This is a genomic window from Alteromonas sp. PRIM-21, assembly GCF_027563165.1.
Classification (GTDB): Bacteria; Pseudomonadota; Gammaproteobacteria; order Enterobacterales; family Alteromonadaceae; genus Alteromonas; species Alteromonas macleodii_A.
This window is the reverse complement of record NZ_JADOEK010000005.1, coordinates 227,116-244,193: the sequence shown is the minus strand read 5'-3', so window position 1 is coordinate 244,193 and position 17,078 is coordinate 227,116. Positions and strand designations below refer to the sequence as shown.

Sequence of the window (17,078 nt, the reverse complement as noted above, 5' to 3'; positions counted from 1 at the left end):
ATTGTATAGTGTTCTAACTATTGTTTCAACGTCGAAGCATATTTAACGGCAAGTGATAAGGATGTTAAGTGCGTGTATTTGTAGTTTAAGTCGCTGATTTATATTGGTTAAAGGCGAAACATTAAATATATAAATAAAGCGCTAACTCCACATGAGAGTCTTTAGCTCGAAGAGGGGGAACTATGAAAAAGTGTTTAATTGAAACTATTCGACAGAAAGTGGTGGTAGGTAAAGTAAAATAGGTAAACCACAAATTGGTTTAAACAAAGATGTGCCGTTTATTAAGGGCTGCTTAGTGATTAAAGATGAGAACAAAGCATGTGTAGCTCATGACAAGTGCAAAGCGGCTTCTGCACTCTACCTAAAATGCCGAAGCATGACATAAATAGTAGTGAACCTTTCTAAATAAAATGCGGCGGCAGTATTACACGTTAATACTGCCGCCTGAATTTTAATGGTTAATCGTACAGTGGTAGTAGCCAGAGTTTATAGAAACGGTGGCAACATCACCTTTATTCCAATACACCACACCTTTGTTATTTGTGTATTTCGCTCCCGATGCAGAGCGTGATAGCTGCACAATGTGATGGGCATTGTTGAGCGAGAGTGCTTTTGTATCTGGGCCAAGGGTATTTACGCGTAATTCTGTGATACTGGCGTTTGGTGTCTCACACTTATAGGTTCTGCTATTGGCTTGCGTGGTAGCGCCGGCCATATCTTGCTTTTTAGCGGCGACTTTCGACCCTTTTTTAGTTCCAAGCCCGCGTTTATTTGCATTACCGGAGTTGGAACCTTGGGAAGGAGACGAAATTATCGCTTTTACTGTTTCGTTGTCATTGCTGTCATACAGGACTAACCATGTGTTATCCAATATTGCATAAGTTTTCGATGAAGCCAGAGCATCTACAAAACCTTGCTCTTGTTTCATAAGTGCTGGGGCACACATCTTTCTGGTAAGTACAATTTTATCGGCGGAGAAGGGTTGAGCATTGCTCTCTGCACTGAATGCTTTATTGGCATTCGCAACGTTAAGCGCCCCTGTATATTGATTACAGCCTGTGCTTCCGCTTATTCTGCTAATATCACCACTTACATTGACGTTAAGAGTAACGTGGCTAAAGTCGATAATACCTGCTTGATTTATGCTTTCGACCTGCCAATGGCTATCTGAAAGTGCAAGCTCATTCTCCACAGTACTTTGTCCCTGCTCATCAGTTGAATACATTGAAGAAACTGAACCACAAGCCGTTAAGGTGAGAAGTGCAGGTACAGCTAAAGTTAAAAGGTACTTCCTTTTATTCATGAAAACTCCACTTATTATTCATCAATAGCGGTAGGAGTCGCTTTTCACGACTAAGTTCAGCAATATTATTCAGTAAAAAAATCGCAAATGCTAAGCCAGTTTTGTTGTGTTTGTCGTCAAGCCGACAGTTTGCATGTAATCGCAAGGAGTAAACTGACCACTACAATACAAATAAAATGTTGGCGCAGTATGAAAAATCTAGAACAGCACTTAAGTGAGTACGCTAAGTACCATAGAGATCAGAAAAATATCTACACCCATTATATCGGCATCCCGCTTATTGTTTTTTCGGTGCTTTGCTTACTTAGTAAGCCTGCATTTCTTGTAAATGCCCCCATTTTGGGAGCTATGGTCATTAGCCCAGCTTTGTTCGTATGGGTGATAGGCAATGCATTCTATATCAAGTTAGACATAAAGCTGGGCGTTGTTATGGCATTTATTACAGGGGCTATGGTCTATTTCGCTCAACCCATTGCACAGCTTAGTGTAAGTATGTGGCTTGCTATCTCGTTAGGCGTTTTTATCGGTGGGTGGGTACTGCAATTTATTGGTCATCATTTCGAGGGAAAAAAGCCAGCGTTTGTGGACGATATTATGGGGTTGGCCATAGGCCCACTTTTTGTGCTTGCTGAATTGAGTTTCGAATTGGGCCTAAGGAACGCCCTCAAAGAAGAGATTGAACGCCGTTCTGGACCTGTAAAGTAATTGCTTTAGACAGCGCGTTGAAACAACCAGTCTCAACGCGTTGTTATAACTTAAGCGCTAAGCTTTCATCTTCTCTATCGTTTCTTTACGCAATTGTATTTTAGACTCAGCAAAAGACTTCCTAGGTAACATCTTGAGTTTTTCTGCGTAACCCATAGCGGTTGCTAGTACTTGCTCCTGAGGCACTGCCGCATCTAAAAAGCCTGCTTTAACCGCTTCACTGCCTTGATAGATACGCGAGAATAGTAAGGCTTCAGTTTGGCTAGTATTGGCGAGTCTGGCTTTGGCTAGTTCCATACCGAATGGCGGCAGCACCATGCCAATGGCGGTTTCATTAAGGCCATACTTAGTGTCTGCATCTTTACCGATACGTAAGTCGGCAGCCATAAGCATAATAGCGCCCATGGCAATACTGTGACCTTCAGCAGCAACAACAACAGGCAGCGGAAAACTATAAAGTCGCACAATTAAATCAGCGCCTTTTGATACCAATTCGTGTTGTTTTGCTTTGTCGTCGGCTTTCATTACTGATAAATCAAACCCGCCGCAAAACTTGCCTTCACCACCGTGTAAAACAACTGCTTTTGCGTTTTGCTCTGCTTCATCTAAGGCGTCATTGAACTGTTGTATAAGCTCAAAGCCTACGGCGTTAACTTTTCCGTCGTCAAAGGTGATTACTGCAATATCGTTACTAATAGCTAAATTAAACGCCATGGTATGTCCTGTTACTGTAGGGGTAAGAGTAAATGTACGTCACACTTTATCAAGCGCAACTTTCTAGCAGTGATTGTAGGTAATTGATATCTATTATGATAGTGCTTTACGCATCATCTTCGGGATATGTGCTATGAATATCGGTGATAACTTGCGGAAGTTCTGCAGTAAGCTTCTTTATGCTGCGTCCTCTTTACATCAATCTTCAGCCCGTATTTTCCACTACAGCCTTTTTACCTCATTATTTATTTCACAATTGAGCCTTGCCGCTTTGCGTTTCGGGTTTCATACCTTACACTTGCGCCGAAAGTTATAAAAAGGGCAGTGCAAATGAAACTAAGTGATGTGAAAAAGCTTCATCAAAAGAAATTTAGAACGCAGTTCGGATTCTATTTGGTGGAAGGGGAGCACTTAGTTTTAGAGTTAATTAATGTTGCTCAGCATGACAGCAGTACTTTAGGTGATATCACCCTCTATGTAACGGCTGAGTATGAGGCGTGGGTAAAAGAAAGACTTCCTGCCTCTAACGATGCTATAAAGCTTGAAGGGATGAGGATAGAAACAGTATCGTCGCAACAAATGCAGCAACTAAGCGATACTAAGTCACCTCAAGGTATTATTGCTCGTGTTCCACTTCCTAACGCTTCCTTAAGTTTAGAGCGTTCACAAACCAACATTTCTGAAAACACACTAAGTAACCAAAAGTACATCTATTTGTATGAGGTACAAGACCCTGGCAATTTGGGCACCATACTAAGAACCCTCGCGTGGTTTGGCGATTTTACGCTACTACTAAGCCCGAACAGTGTAGATCCATACAACTCGAAAGTTGTGCGTTCAAGTATGGGAGCTATTTTCCATGTGAACATGGAATTAAATGTAGCGCTTGAAAGCCTAGGCGAGCGGTTCGAACGTTTCGCCTTCTTGGATATGAATGGTAACAATATTACCTCTAACACCTTTGGTGATTACCAGTGTTATCTCTTTGGCAATGAAGCACGCGGCGTGCCTGTTGAAGCGCTATCAAAGCTTAACGCAACGGCGTATACCATTGCGGGAAGTGGTAAGATTGACTCGTTAAACTTAGCCAGCGCTGTGAATATCTGCGCTTATGAATTAACCCGTTAAGCACACTTCCCTCAACTCGATTACGATAGGAAACAACCATGGCATTACAATGGTTCCCTGGGCATATGCACAAAGCCCTGAAAGAAATTAAAGAGTCGCTTAATCAAGTAGACATTCTTATTGAGGTGCTTGACGCACGTATTCCATATTCCAGTGAAAACCCTGAAATTGCAAAAATACGCGGCGATAAGCCCTGTATTAAAATTCTTAACAAGTACGATCTGGCAGACCCAGAAATAACTGCGCGCTGGCAGGAAAGCTTAGAGAAAGAGCGCGGCGTGAAGACGATTACGACCTCTAGCGATAACCCGGGCAATAGCAAGCAAATAATGCAGCTGGTTAAAAGCATTTGTTCGTATAAAGAAGGTCAGCCCAAAGCAATAAAAGCTATGATCACGGGTATACCTAATGTGGGTAAATCGACGCTAATTAATATTTTGGCCGACCGAATCATCGCGAAAACAGGTAACGAGCCAGCCGTTACAAAAAGCCAGCAGCGCATTAATTTAGGCAGCGGTATTATCTTGTTTGATACACCAGGCGTACTTTGGCCTAAGCTTGAAAATCCACATTCCATTTACCGGTTAGCGTCATCAGGCGCTGTTAAAAATACCGCCATGGAATACGACGATGTGGGTTTTTTTGCGGCAGATTACCTCATTAAAGCGTATCCAGAGGTAATGAAGGAGCGCTATAAGCTAACCGAATTACCAGATACTGAAATTGAGTTTCTGGAAGCCGCCGCCAAAAACCGCGGAGCAATTCAAGCGGGTGGTCGCGTAAATCTTCATAAGATATGCGAGATCCTGCTTAAAGAACTGCAGTCGGGTAAGTTGGGGCGAATAACGCTAGAGACACCAGAAATGCTGGAAGTCGAAAAAGAGGAAATGGCACTTGAAGCGGCGAAGAAAGCTGAAGCGAAAGCCAAGCGTAAAGCAAAATTCAAAACAGGCTCGTTGACGCCAGATAAGAAAGATAGGAAAGAAAAGCGAGAAGAAAAGCGTCAAGAGCAAAGCCGCAGAATGAAGAAAAACAAATGATAGCTTTTGATGCTTGCGGAATTAGAGAGAGAAGCGATAGGCTTTAATGCAATACCCAAGCATTAGTTAGGAAATGACATTGGACGATATTAAGTATTTTGATAAAGCATTGTTTAGTGACTTAAAACAGAAAGCAGCAGAGAGTCCTCGCCGCCGAGCTAATTTTAACGTTCACAAATCTTATACTGATATGGTTCAACGTCTTTTCATTGCCATGATGCCAGACTCTTACGTGCGGCCTCACAGACATGTGCAGGCGCATAAATGGGAGTTTTTCATGATAATGGAAGGTGAATTAGATATTCTATTTTTCAACGATGAAGGCGTAGTTACAGAAAGAGTAACGTTAGCGGCGAATGGTGAAACAAGTGGAATCGAAATTCCTCCGAATACTTGGCATGCAACTGTGTGCTCTAGCCCAGTGGTATTTATGGAAGTTAAGCAAGGGCCGTATGAAGTGACTGATGATAAAGGTTTTGCAAACTGGTCTCCTGAAGAGGGAAGCGAGCTTGTACCACGCTTTCTCGCTTCACTTAAACAAGCAAAGGTGGGTTCTGAAGTTATTTTTCTAAGTTCGTCCTGTTCTTAAAACGGCAGTGTTCAACTTGTCTTGCGTACTTTCCTTTTTGGAAAGTCATTGCTATTGCTTATCTACATGGTATGGTTAAGGATAAGTGACACGAGGCGGCTATTGTTTTCAAATAATAACCATTAGCCCCCACTATTTTACTTAGTCTCGGCAGAATGCCGTTTGTACAAGTACATTGTAAAAAGAGAATTATTATGCGAAACGTTTCAACTGGTTATTTTTATAATTTTAATTACTGATTGCACCTGACCGTCGGTGTTCAGGGGCAAGTATTGGCTTCTGGGCACTGCAGGTAAGAACGTTTTGCAAAAGCCCAGAAGGTACCACCATCTGGGCTTTTTTTATGCCCGAAATTCTCGGTAAAAAAACAATGAAAGAAATTACACTAGGTGACATAAGAAAGCAGCATAGAGTGAAACAAGAAGTCGTAGCGATGGCATTATCTGTCACTGCCTCTGGCGTGAGTAAGCTGGAATCTAAGCGTATTCAAGATGTTTCTCTTCAACGCGCAGCAGCATATTTAGCGGCCGTTGGGGGAAATATGAAAATTGAAGTGACTATGCCCGACGGCGCTACTTTACAAGTTGGGTAGATTAGTAGCGCTCATACACATCATAAATAACTTCTAAGACGGTTGAATAATTAGCAAAGGTAGTGCGCAGGTAACAAGTGGGTTTTAGTGAAATCTGCCAGAGGTTTACTAAGTAAGCATTGAATAAACATATTTTTACGACTAATCGCTTTAACTAAGGCACGGCTGGGTTAAAATATAGTGGAATCGATTACAAGGAGTCTTACATGGCCGTTCACGAAATTACCCATCCGCTTATTGCGCATAAACTAGGGCTTATGCGAAATGCCAAAATTAGTAGCAAAGATTTTCGCGAGCTTGCCTCTGAAGTGGGAAATTTGCTGACCTATGAAGCAACGCGAACTCTGCCTACAGAACGCGCGACCATAAAAAGCTGGTCTGGCGACGAGGTGGAAGTAAGACAAATAAAAGGCAAGAAGATAACCGTAGTGCCTATTCTTCGCGCCGGCTTGGGCATGCTTGAAGGTGTACTAGAGTTAATCCCAAATGCAAAAATTAGTGTGGTTGGTCTATATCGCGACGAAGAAACCCTTCAGCCCGTTGCCTACTTTGATAAGGTGGTAAAAAATATCGACGAGCGTACTGCGTTGATTGTAGACCCTATGCTTGCCACAGGCGGAACCCTGATTGCTACTATTGACCTACTTAAAAAGAAAGGTTGCCGTAGAATTATGGGGCTGTTCCTTGTTGCCGCACCAGAAGGCATTAAAGCCGTTGTTGATGCCCATCCAGATGTTGATATATTCACAGCTGCTATTGATGAAAGATTGAATGAAAAAGGCTACATACTGCCGGGCCTAGGTGATGCTGGGGATAAAATTTTCGGTACGAGATAAGGCGCCAGTTTCTTAATATTAAACTTGCCAATATATTTTAGACTCAAACGCCAAGTTCGTAGTTAAAAACTGCGTTAAACGTTTAAGTTAATGTTATAGTCAAAGGGTAGTCGAAGCGCACGCTTGCTACCCTTTTTTAATTACAACTCAGGGTAGTAAGTCTCGTTAAAAGAGCTAATAACAATGAATAAAACGAAACTTACCCTTAAAGATGTTGCTGAGCAGTTAGGCGTATCAACGGCAACCATTTCAAATGCGTTTAATCGTCCTGACCAATTATCCAAAGCGAAGCGCGAAGAGATTTTGGCACAGTGTAAAAGGATTGGTTACAGTGGCCCGAACAAAGCAGCGCAAATCCTTAGAAAGGGCACCTCAAATATTGTGGCTTTAGTACTCGCCGATAGTATTTCTTACATGGTGAGTGACCCCGTAGCTAGCACATTTATCAAAGGGGTATCATCCGCCCTTCAGGAGAATGGGAAGCACTTACTACTTTATGCTGGTGACTCAAATAGCCTCCTTGATGTTGTTGATTTTGTTGACGGCTTTATCTGCTATGGTCAGCCACGCAACAGTAATTTGGTAAAAGAACTAGCGGTATCTCCTAAGCCGGTCGTTACGGTTGATTTTGATATTGAAGATAAACCGTCTATTAATATAGATAACGAAGAAGCAGCGTATCGCGTTGCGTCCCATGCATTAAAAGAAGGTGACAATGTGGCCATATTTGGACTACGCCTTATCGATTCACCCTCTACGTGTCGTATCTATGATAGTCCATTGATTGATGTAGATAGCTCAATTGCCCACCGTCGTCTTGATGGGTATTTAAAGGCTGCTGAAGAGAAAAATATTACGGTAAGCAATGAACGTATATGGCACCTTCCAGAAAGTGATCGACACTTTGCAAGGCAGGCAGCCAAAGAAGTGCTGACCAGCTCTCCGAGACCCAATGTAGTCTTGTGTATGAGTGATATTATAGCGCTGGAGTTGCTTAACTTAGCCTTAGATATGGGAGTTAACGTTCCAGAAGAGCTTAAGATAACCGGTTTTGATGGTATCGAAGAAGCTGAGCGTGCACGACCTAGTCTGACTACCGTATGCCAATCTAGTGCAAGTAAAGGTGTTGAAGCAACCAAAGCGCTACTTAATATGGTTTCTACCAAAAGTACGTTGCCTTTCGAGCTTCGCGTTGGAGAGACCGTATAAAAAAGCTTTGTCGAAAAGGTTAATAAGACGCCTGAATTTAGTGCGCCTTATTAACCTTTTGCGAGGTCAGATATGCTCAATGCTTTTTAGTAGAAAGCGTAATTTAAATTAAGCATGTATGAGGGGCCAAATTCTCGGCGGAGGGTAACAATGCCCGCATCATCAATGGTTTCTTCTTTTTCATCGGTCAGATTAACGCCTTGAAGAGAAACTCTTAGCCCTTCTAAATACGCAATGCCACTGTCTGCAAAGTCATAACTGATTTGTGCATCAACCTGAGTGACGGCATCCCGCGTGGCAGCTTCAATCTTATTAGAGCCCCCACGTTGATAAGTAAGAAACTCTGAACGGTCAGTCGCGGCCACCCTGATTTCGAACCCGTTAACTTCGTAGTAAGCCGTGATACTGTATGTATTGTCTGACTGACCTGGGATAGCAGTGCCATCTTCAAGTTCAGCATCTAGAATGGTTGCTGACGCGGCAATACCAAAGCCATCCAGCGTATCTGCCATTATTTTCAAAGGAATATTGGCCGTTAGCTCAATACCTTTCATTTCACCTTCAAGGCCATCTTCAAAGAACGAATAGAACCCCTGATCTGGCGGCGTTACTAAATCGCCCACTTCATAAGGCGTATCCTGTGGGCCATAATTGCCTGCCACATCTATCACCCTGTCATGAAATCCAGGAATGAAGTAGTTTGCCCCGTCATTCGTGACATCGTTTGTAAAGTCGATGAGCTGATTACCGTCACGGGTCCAGTTGACTAAGTCTTTGTAAAAAAGCGCAACTGATACGTAACCCTCTTCATCGAAATAGTTTTCAAAAGATAAGTCAAAATTATTAGCTTCAAGCGGGCGAAGGGTAGGGTTTCCGGTGAACTTTGACCACGGCGAACCAAATTCTCTTACCGCTTCTTCAGAGTTCTCTGTAGCGATCAGCTCTATATTTTGGTCAAATTTCACAAAACCTGATGCCTTCATCTGATCGATTCGAGCACGGCTTATCGTTTTTGATGCGCCAAAGCGTAAATAACGGTTTTCATTCAGCTCTACACTTACGTTTAAGCTCGGTAGGAAATGAGAATAGTCATCGCCGTCGTTTATTATACAGTCGACATCGACAGCCCCATTACCATCATCATCACATACGGCAAAGTTTGGTCCAACAATACCAATAAAACCTGATGAGCTTTGATCAGTTTGCACATATTGAGCCCCCACATTGCCTTTAACATTAAAGCCCTGTAACTCGGTTTCAAAGTCTAACTGTGCATAAAAGGTGGTGACTTCTTCATCTACCGTGTAAGTATCGCCTAAACGATCGGGTTCTAACAGTCCGGCATCGTTTAGTGTGTACTCGCCATCATTGTATGGCGCAAAACCGTTATACGCTACTACCTTGCCCATTCCCGCCCACGTTAAGTCAGCGAGCCCGTTATATAGGTATTGCTCGGGAATAGCACCTGAAAAAGGATAAGATGAAGCTGTGGCGAAGAACCCTTTGTTATCTTTTGCTTTGTATCTATCGCTGTAGTTAATACCTACAGTAAAGGTATTGAAAATACTCCATTCAACATAGCCTACCGCTTCAAAGCGCACGGTGGTCAACTCTTCTTCAAAATCGGCGAAGTTCAAAAAGCCGTCTTGCGCATTGAAGTAGCTGTAGGGTTGGCCGTTTGCTTGCAGGACATCAGTAGCAAATTGGTCGGCAATATTGGCCATTCCGCCACCCCAGACCTGAGGGCCAGCCAGCTGAAGTAAAGTTGGGTCAGAAAATGCGTCCAGGCCGCTACTATCAGTGAATGTAATACCATCGGCGCTCATTTGAAATTGACGCTGACCGAGCTGGTTCCCATCGAGCGCACCGGAGCGGGCAAGACCCGCGTAAGATTCGCCGCGTAAGTCCCGTTTATTTGATTCGCTATCTGCGACATCCAGCGTTACTGACCAATCATCGCTTATGTCGTATTTTATATTTAAACCAAAGGTCTGAAGCTCGCCATCTTTTTGGGCGGGGTCCGTCCTAAGTACAGGGTTTGCGTTAACTTGTGTACCTGAACTATTAACACCGCTACCGTTAACGTCTGCCGCTGCAAAGGGTTCAATAAAGCCGCGGATAACGCCCGAGTCAGAGTAATCAATATCAAGGGCATCAAATACAATATCTAGTCTATCGGTTGGACGCCATTGCAGAATGGCTGAAATCGTGTCGCGTTCTAGCACACGGCTAATGGCTTGAGTGTCTAACCCAAACGGGAGTATCTGTCCGTCATCGTTTTCACCATAGCCCCACACGCCGTACTTCCTTTCATTCCTTGGCGATTCGGTAGAAGCAATGGCGAGCGCTAGGCCTACGGTGTCGTCTGCAAATTTCTCTACAAATGAAAGGGCAAATCGATTACCGCTGTTATCAAACTCGGGGTTGTCAGAATCGTTACTGCCGAGTTCATAAACGCCGGTTAGGGTTAATGTTTCTTGCGCTGCTAAAGGACGTACTGTTTGAAGGTCAACCGTACCGCCTATACCTTGTACAAGTAGTGACGCATCCGACGTCTTATAAATAGTCGCCCCTGTCATTATTTCCGCAGGATACAAGTCGTATTCAACACCACGGTTGTCGCCGATACCAATAAGTTCTCGGCCATTTAGCGAAGTGCCTGTGAAGTCTTCTTTAAAGCCTCGAACAGATATTCCCGACGTTCTTCCTCCAACCCGTTCACCAGAGACGCCAGGCAATCGCGCCAAGGACTCGGCGATGGATGAGTCTGGAAGCTTACCTATGTCCTCTGCTGAAATGGCTTCTACAATAGAGTCGTTGTCCATCTTTACCGCTTGGGCTCGAATTAGCGAGCCTCGAATACCTGATACTTGAATAACTTCAACTTGTGACTCGTCTGTTGCTTCTTGCGCTATTGCTGAGGCTCCGTGCAGCGCTATCGAGATTGATAGGGTAATTAACGCAGGCTTAAATGTGTTTGTGTGCTTCATGCCGTGTCCTTGCTAGTGTTTTGAGTATAGTTTTTATTTACAGCAGTTTAACAATAGTGTCAGGTTAGCAGCTGTGCAAGTTGGGGCTTAAATGCTTGAGCGTTATAGGCAGAGGGAAGGAAATTTGTCGAAAGTTGTTAAGCCTAAGCTTAAGTGATGGATTTAAATAAACCAGTGCGATTCACAAAATGCGTACTGGGGGTTAGAAAAGCAAGTCCCTTTCGGCAACTTGCTTTCTATTTTAAGAACGTTCGTTAGGTAACAGTGAGAAACTGTAATGAAGTGAAAGGTTAGGGGGGATTACAAGAATTTTGATGGTTTAAGCCTAGTCCCACACTAACTCTTTGAAGTGCTTTCGGCACATCGATTCGTAAGTATCGTTACCACCTATTTGAACTTGGTCACCATTTTTTACGGCATTGCCATTCTCGTCCAAACGCACAACAAAACTTGCTTTTTTACCGCAATGACAGACCGTTTTTAACTCCGACAGCTTGTCCGCCCAAGCCAGTAAGTAATGACTGCCTTCAAAGGTTTCGCCTAAAAAGTCGGTTCGTAGTCCGTAAGCCAGAACGGGGACCCCTAGTTCATCAACAACGTCTACCAACTGCTTTACTTGCGCTTTCGTTAAGAATTGGGCTTCGTCAATAAATACGCAGTCGGGCTTACGTGCTTCGTAATCTTTACTTATCGACGCGTATAAGTCGTCGCCTTTGGCGTATAACTTAGCGTCAGCCTGTAAACCAATACGTGATGTTACTTTGCCAACGCCGTATCTGTCATCTAGCGCAGCTGTATAGATAATGGAATGCATTCCGCGTTCGCGGTAGTTATAGGCAGATTGAAGTAAAGAAGTAGATTTTCCTGCATTCATTGCAGAGTAATAAAAATAAAGTTGAGCCATGGTGATTAATAATTTTCGTTATACCAAGAGATTAGGTCGCCGGCGTTCATAGGTTTAGCAAAGTAAAAACCTTGCAAGTAATCAGTACCTAGTTGAGCAAGATGAAGCTTTTGCTCTTCGGTCTCAATCCCTTCTGCAATAGTCTTACAGCCAAACTCTTTTGCCATTAAAAGTGTCGCTCTTATTATGGTATCACTCTCTTCAGAGCTATTCTGTACAAAAGAACGGTCAATTTTAATAAAATCGCATGGCATTGACTGTAGGCGGCTCAATGATGAGTAGCCCGTCCCAAAATCATCAATAGAAACTTTAATTCCTCGAGCTACAAGTTCATTAACTTTTACGCTTACCACTTCTTTATCGCTAGCGAAAACACTTTCTGTAATTTCCAAATGAAGCCGCGCCGAAGAGATTTGGGTAGTCTTCAGGGCGTTATCTACCGTTTTAAGGAAACTATCATCAAGCAGTTGAGAGACCGACACATTAATTGACATTGCAAGGCCTTGTTTAAACTGCCAGTGCGATAGATCTATTAGTGCGCGGTTTAACACCCAAGCACCTATCTCCGGCATAAGCCCACTACGCTCAGCAAGTGGAATAAACACGGCTGGAGAAATACTTTCATCATCACATTTCCATCTAAGCAGGGCCTCTACCGAAGAAAGCGTATTTGATGCTACATCCATAATGGGCTGATAGAAAACGGTAAATTCGCTGTTATCGATAGCACAGCGTAAACGTTCGCAAAGTTGTTGCTCTCGTTTAATTTCTTGGTGAAGTGCTTGGCTGAAGACACCAATAGAGCCGCGTTGTTCGCGTTTTTGATCGTACATAGTCAAGTCGGCTTGTTGAATCAAATCAACAGCAGTTTCACCGTGTTCGGGAAACATGGCTATGCCAATTGTTGCATCAAGAGTTACCTGGTTATCATTTGCAATGATAGGCACGGTTACACCGCTTCTCATGGCGTGAGCGACTGCTTTGGCCGTGTCGACATTCGCGTAGGGGATAACTGCAACAAATTCGTCACCACCCCACCTGCCAAGATGGTTTTCTTCTGTATAGTCGCGTAATCGGTTTGCTATTTCCGCCAGTACTATGTCTCCAATCTTATGGCCCAGGCTATCGTTCACTTGCTTAAAGCCGTCTAGGTCGATAAACAACAATGCTAATGAATTATCAAGTGCTCGCGTAGTATCAAGTAAGTTATTCAGGTGCTTTAAAAAACCGTTTCGATTGAGTAAGTTAGTCAGTGGGTCTCTATTAGAAAGCTTATAGAGATCAGCGGTTCGTCGTTCGACTTCAGCTTCAAGCGTAGCGTTAGAGGCATCTAGCTTTTCATTGGACGCTATAAGTAACTGATTGATTTTCTCGGTCTCGCTACGCTCTGTCTTCATCTGTTCGACAAGGCTATTATTTCTTGCTTTCAGGTGTAGCGTATTTATAAAAAACTTGTTGTAACGGAAAGCACTCGTAAAAATACCGAACCAAAAAACTAAGCCTAGTACACCTAAAATAAAGAATTTTCCCTCTTCGTCTGTAACAGCACAAAGCGACATCGGGACAAGAAGAGCTGTAGAATAGAAACTCACAAGCTTTTTGTTTGGCGATAGCACGGTTCCTGCTCCACCCGCCATAGCTGAGAGTACCACCATAGTTGCTGCAAGCTCTACGGTAGCCATGGATGAATAGAATAAAATTGAATAAAGGGCCCATATTGTTCCAGTTATGTATAAGCCCACAGAAAACCTTATTAGGGCAGGACGAGGGTTATACATTTTGCCGGCTAAATTAGCTCGCCAATAAAGGGAGTCTAAAAGGCGGGCGATGGAAATGCTCATCATAGCAATCCACACTTGCAGCTTATGTGTAAAGATCGACGGCTCATCGTTTTCGAAGAAAAAAACGAGGCCTGAAAACGCGAATATAGTCATAAGAAGGCCGACAAAACTGTTGCCTAAAAGCATGTCGGTGGTATCTCTTTCTATTTCGACCTTAGAGATTATATCTTCTTTTCTATTCAACCTTCTAAAACCTTTAGGTAGTGCTTATTGCCTGCATAAGGGATATTTCGTAACTACGTATTAGTCTGAGAGACTTATTAATCTAGTTTTGGTTAACGCAAAAATACGTACAGCTACAATATAGTACGTTTTTTCATTGATAGTTTGAATGAGACCAAAGTTCAGCGAGATAACCTGGGGACTAACTACAAAGTGATGAATTACTTCTTTAGTTTTTTCCTTATCCTATTAAATCATCTTAATCGATGAAATATTTTGTTAGTAAATTAGTGTTAAGGTTCATTCTCTGCTTAAGTGAGTGTAATGTTTTTAACATGGAAAGTCTTTTTTAGATAGTTATTGGAATAAATATTTCACAGTATATTTACAATGTTGTTTTTTTGTTATAGATTCTTAATCGATTAAGTTTGTTGTGTTGTTATTAACCCTATTAGTTTTAGGGAAGATTCTACTTAGGTTTAACAACTCCAACACATTGCCGGAGAAAAACATGAAAAAACATCACACACTCAACGCATTTACTCTTGCCATTTGCACAGCGTTTACCGGAGCTACGGTTGCGCAAGAAACAGCAACATCTAACACAGAAGTAAAGGCTAAAGAAAAGTTTGAACAGATCGTAGTAACCGCTGCACCCGGTGGCGCCACCATGCAGGAAGCGAGTGTTTCTGTAAGCGCATTTGACGAGGAAGATATTTTAAAACTCGCTCCACGTTCAACAGCCGAAGTTTTCCGCGCACTTCCTGGTATTCGCGCTGAGTCTTCTGGTGGTGGCGGTAACGCAAACATCACTATTCGTGGTATTCCGCTAGCGACAGGCGGTTCTAAATTTCTTCAGCTTCATGAAGACGGTTTACCAGTATTAGAATATGGTGACATTAACTTTGGTAACGCGGATAACTTTCTACGTTACGACTGGTCAGTGGCGAATGTTGAAGCAGTACGTGGTGGTTCAGCGTCAACGTTTGCGAGTAACTCTCCAGGCGGTGTAATCAACTTAATCAGTAACACTGGTGAAGTAGGTGGCGGCGCTATCGGTACTTCATTTGGTGTTGATTATGAAGAGTTCCGTCTAGATTTTCGTTACGGTGGCGAAATCAGTGACGACCTTTATTATCACATTGCAGGCTTTGCTCGTGGCGGTGAAGGCCCTCGTGAAACGGGCTACAACGGTGACCAAGGTGGCCAAGTTAAGTTTAATATCACTAAGATGCTGGATAACGGCCACGTCCGTTTCTTTTACAAAAACCTTGATGACAAAGTATCGACATATTTACCGTCTCCAGTGTTAGTGAAAGGTGACGGGGAATATGGCCCAGTTCCAGGCTACGATGCAAGTTCACAAGCATTAAACTCAGCTTACAACACGAATATTTCTACTTTCGACAGCTTCGGTAACCCGGAAAACCGTGATGTTCGCGACGGTATCGAGTCAAAAGTAAATTCATTTGGCATAGAAGTTGACCTTGAAGTGGCTGAGAACTTGTTCTTATTAAATAAATTCCGTATTTCAGACATTTCTGGTGGCTTCATCGCACCGTTCACTGATGGTTTCCCAGCTGGCCCAGGTGATGTGTCTAATTTTGCTTCAGCACTTTGCGCTGGTGCAACCGACGGTGATGGCAATGCGCTAAATTGTGACAGCACAAGCGTAGTATTAGCCAACGGCCCTGGCGCAGGTGAAGTGTATACGGGGCAAGCATTCACAAACCTTCAGTTTGATACGCGTATCAACGATCTTGGCAACATGATCAACGATTTTAGCTTGCGTAAAGAATTTGATAACGGTATCGACTTAACGGTGGGTTACTACTACTCGAATCAAGATATTGCTACAAGTTGGTCAAGCTGGCAGACGTTTATTCAAACACTCGATGGTGACAATTCTCAATTGCTCACTATCACTGATGCTGACGGCGTTGAGCTAGTATCTGATGGTTTACTATCGGCAAGCTTCCTTTCTTGGGAATGGGATCTTAACTACGTAACAAAAGCCCCTTATATGAACGTGGGTTTCGAACTATCGGACAACATTGTTATTGATGCCTCGGTACGTCACGATACCACGGAGGCTTCTGGTGAACTTATTAGTTCTTGCTGTGGTGGTAACGCTGATTTCGACCTAAACGGCAACGGTGTTATTGAGCAAATTGAAGATGCGTCTGCTACTAACAGTGGTTTCATCAGCGGTGGTGTGATTAACCTAAACCGCGCAGGTGCTGCTTCTCAAATCGTAGATTACAGTGCGAACAACACGTCTTACTCTATTGGTGGCTCTTACCTTCTAAACGACAGCCAAACTTTTTTCGCTCGCTACTCGAAAGGCGGCCGAGCGATTGCTGATCGTTTACTTCAGATTGGCGGTACACTAAACGCGGACGGTAGCCTGACAAGCACGACTTCGGGTTACGATACAACTAAGCAGTTTGAAATTGGCTATAAGTACGGCACAAAAGACCTAATGGTTAACGCTACCTTGTTTGATACTGTTACTGAAGATACGCAAGCTGAAGTGACAAGCGGTTTGACCTTCATGCGTGAGTACGAAGCAACAGGTCTTGAGTTAGAAGGGCGTTGGAATGCAACGGGCAACTTCGTTGTTTCAGGTAACTTAACATGGACTGATGCTGAGATCAGTGACGACGTTAACAATCCGGCATTAGAAGGTAACACGCCTCGCCGTCAGGCAGACTGGATTTGGACGATTACGCCTGAGTACGTTACAGACTACTGGTCGGTGGGTGCTTCATTGCAAGGCTCGACTGAGTACTATGTTCAAGATAACAACGATCTTAAGCAGGAAGGTTATAATCTAGTCAATTTATTTGCGACTTATTGGGTTAACGATCAGTTCTCCGTATCACTAAATGTGAACAACGCAACGGACGAGTTTATCATTACAGAGTCTGAAGAGGGCTCAGCTGAGGTGGGCAGTTACGTGCGAGCCCGTCCTTTAAATGGTCGTACTACCGTGCTTTCACTTAAATATATGTTTGACTAAAACGAGATTGTTTAACGCCTAAAAAGGTTAGATGTTGTCTAAG

Annotated in this window: 13 protein-coding genes; 8 read left to right on the top strand and 5 right to left on the bottom strand. The window is 43.2% G+C overall.

From position 1 onward, the window contains the following. Positions 1 to 451: 451 nt before the first annotated feature. Positions 452 to 1,303, bottom strand: coding sequence for an META domain-containing protein (locus IW644_RS10095; protein WP_269917493.1), 852 nt, complete (start codon positions 1,301 to 1,303; stop codon positions 452 to 454). Between the two features lie 189 nt (positions 1,304 to 1,492). Between IW644_RS10095 and IW644_RS10090 the strand changes: the two genes are divergently transcribed. After that, complete coding sequence (locus IW644_RS10090; RefSeq protein ID WP_269917492.1) at positions 1,493 to 2,008, top strand: Mpo1 family 2-hydroxy fatty acid dioxygenase; 516 nt, start codon at positions 1,493 to 1,495, stop codon at positions 2,006 to 2,008. Between the two features lie 57 nt (positions 2,009 to 2,065). Here IW644_RS10090 and IW644_RS10085 read toward each other — a convergent pair whose 3' ends face one another. Further along, positions 2,066 to 2,722 carry a crotonase/enoyl-CoA hydratase family protein gene (locus IW644_RS10085; protein ID WP_269917491.1) on the bottom strand — a complete coding sequence of 219 codons (657 nt, stop codon included), beginning with the start codon at positions 2,720 to 2,722 and terminating at the stop codon, positions 2,066 to 2,068. 330 nt (positions 2,723 to 3,052) lie between these two features. Here IW644_RS10085 and IW644_RS10080 point away from each other — a divergent pair, with 330 nt between their 5' ends. The 6 genes from IW644_RS10080 to IW644_RS10055 all read left to right on the top strand — a co-directional run bounded on the left by IW644_RS10080 (position 3,053) and on the right by IW644_RS10055 (position 8,116). Further along, positions 3,053 to 3,850, top strand: coding sequence for a TrmH family RNA methyltransferase (locus tag IW644_RS10080; protein ID WP_269917490.1), 798 nt, complete (start codon positions 3,053 to 3,055; stop codon positions 3,848 to 3,850). A 38-nt stretch (positions 3,851 to 3,888) separates the two neighbouring features. Beyond that, positions 3,889 to 4,890, top strand: a complete 1,002-nt coding sequence (gene ylqF / locus IW644_RS10075) for a ribosome biogenesis GTPase YlqF (RefSeq protein WP_269917489.1) — start codon at positions 3,889 to 3,891, stop codon at positions 4,888 to 4,890. 79 nt (positions 4,891 to 4,969) lie between these two features. Further along, on the top strand, positions 4,970 to 5,479 hold the full coding sequence (locus tag IW644_RS10070; protein WP_269917488.1) for a WbuC family cupin fold metalloprotein: 510 nt from the start codon (positions 4,970 to 4,972) through the stop codon (positions 5,477 to 5,479). A 343-nt stretch (positions 5,480 to 5,822) separates the two neighbouring features. Then, complete coding sequence (locus tag IW644_RS10065; protein WP_269917487.1) at positions 5,823 to 6,071, top strand: XRE family transcriptional regulator; 249 nt, start codon at positions 5,823 to 5,825, stop codon at positions 6,069 to 6,071. A gap of 206 nt (positions 6,072 to 6,277) precedes the next feature. After that, complete coding sequence (upp, locus tag IW644_RS10060; RefSeq protein WP_269917486.1) at positions 6,278 to 6,907, top strand: uracil phosphoribosyltransferase; 630 nt, start codon at positions 6,278 to 6,280, stop codon at positions 6,905 to 6,907. A 183-nt stretch (positions 6,908 to 7,090) separates the two neighbouring features. Beyond that, positions 7,091 to 8,116: a LacI family DNA-binding transcriptional regulator gene (locus IW644_RS10055; protein ID WP_269917485.1), complete on the top strand. Its 1,026-nt coding sequence runs from the start codon at positions 7,091 to 7,093 to the stop codon at positions 8,114 to 8,116. Positions 8,117 to 8,202: 86 nt separating this feature from the next. Here the strand turns inward: IW644_RS10055 and IW644_RS10050 are convergent, their stop codons facing one another. From IW644_RS10050 to IW644_RS10040, 3 genes are all read right to left on the bottom strand, one after another. Next, positions 8,203 to 11,106 (bottom strand): TonB-dependent receptor, encoded by a 2,904-nt coding sequence (locus tag IW644_RS10050; protein WP_269917484.1) that lies wholly within the window; start codon positions 11,104 to 11,106, stop codon positions 8,203 to 8,205. 325 nt (positions 11,107 to 11,431) lie between these two features. Then, positions 11,432 to 12,010, bottom strand: a complete 579-nt coding sequence (locus IW644_RS10045) for a thymidine kinase (RefSeq protein ID WP_179984132.1) — start codon at positions 12,008 to 12,010, stop codon at positions 11,432 to 11,434. A gap of 5 nt (positions 12,011 to 12,015) precedes the next feature. Beyond that, positions 12,016 to 14,034, bottom strand: coding sequence for a putative bifunctional diguanylate cyclase/phosphodiesterase (locus tag IW644_RS10040; RefSeq protein WP_269917483.1), 2,019 nt, complete (start codon positions 14,032 to 14,034; stop codon positions 12,016 to 12,018). Between the two features lie 490 nt (positions 14,035 to 14,524). On the opposite strand from IW644_RS10040, the gene IW644_RS10035 reads away from it, so the two are divergent. Beyond that, positions 14,525 to 17,035 (top strand): TonB-dependent receptor, encoded by a 2,511-nt coding sequence (locus IW644_RS10035; protein WP_269917482.1) that lies wholly within the window; start codon positions 14,525 to 14,527, stop codon positions 17,033 to 17,035. The last annotated feature ends 43 nt before the right edge of the window (positions 17,036 to 17,078 follow it).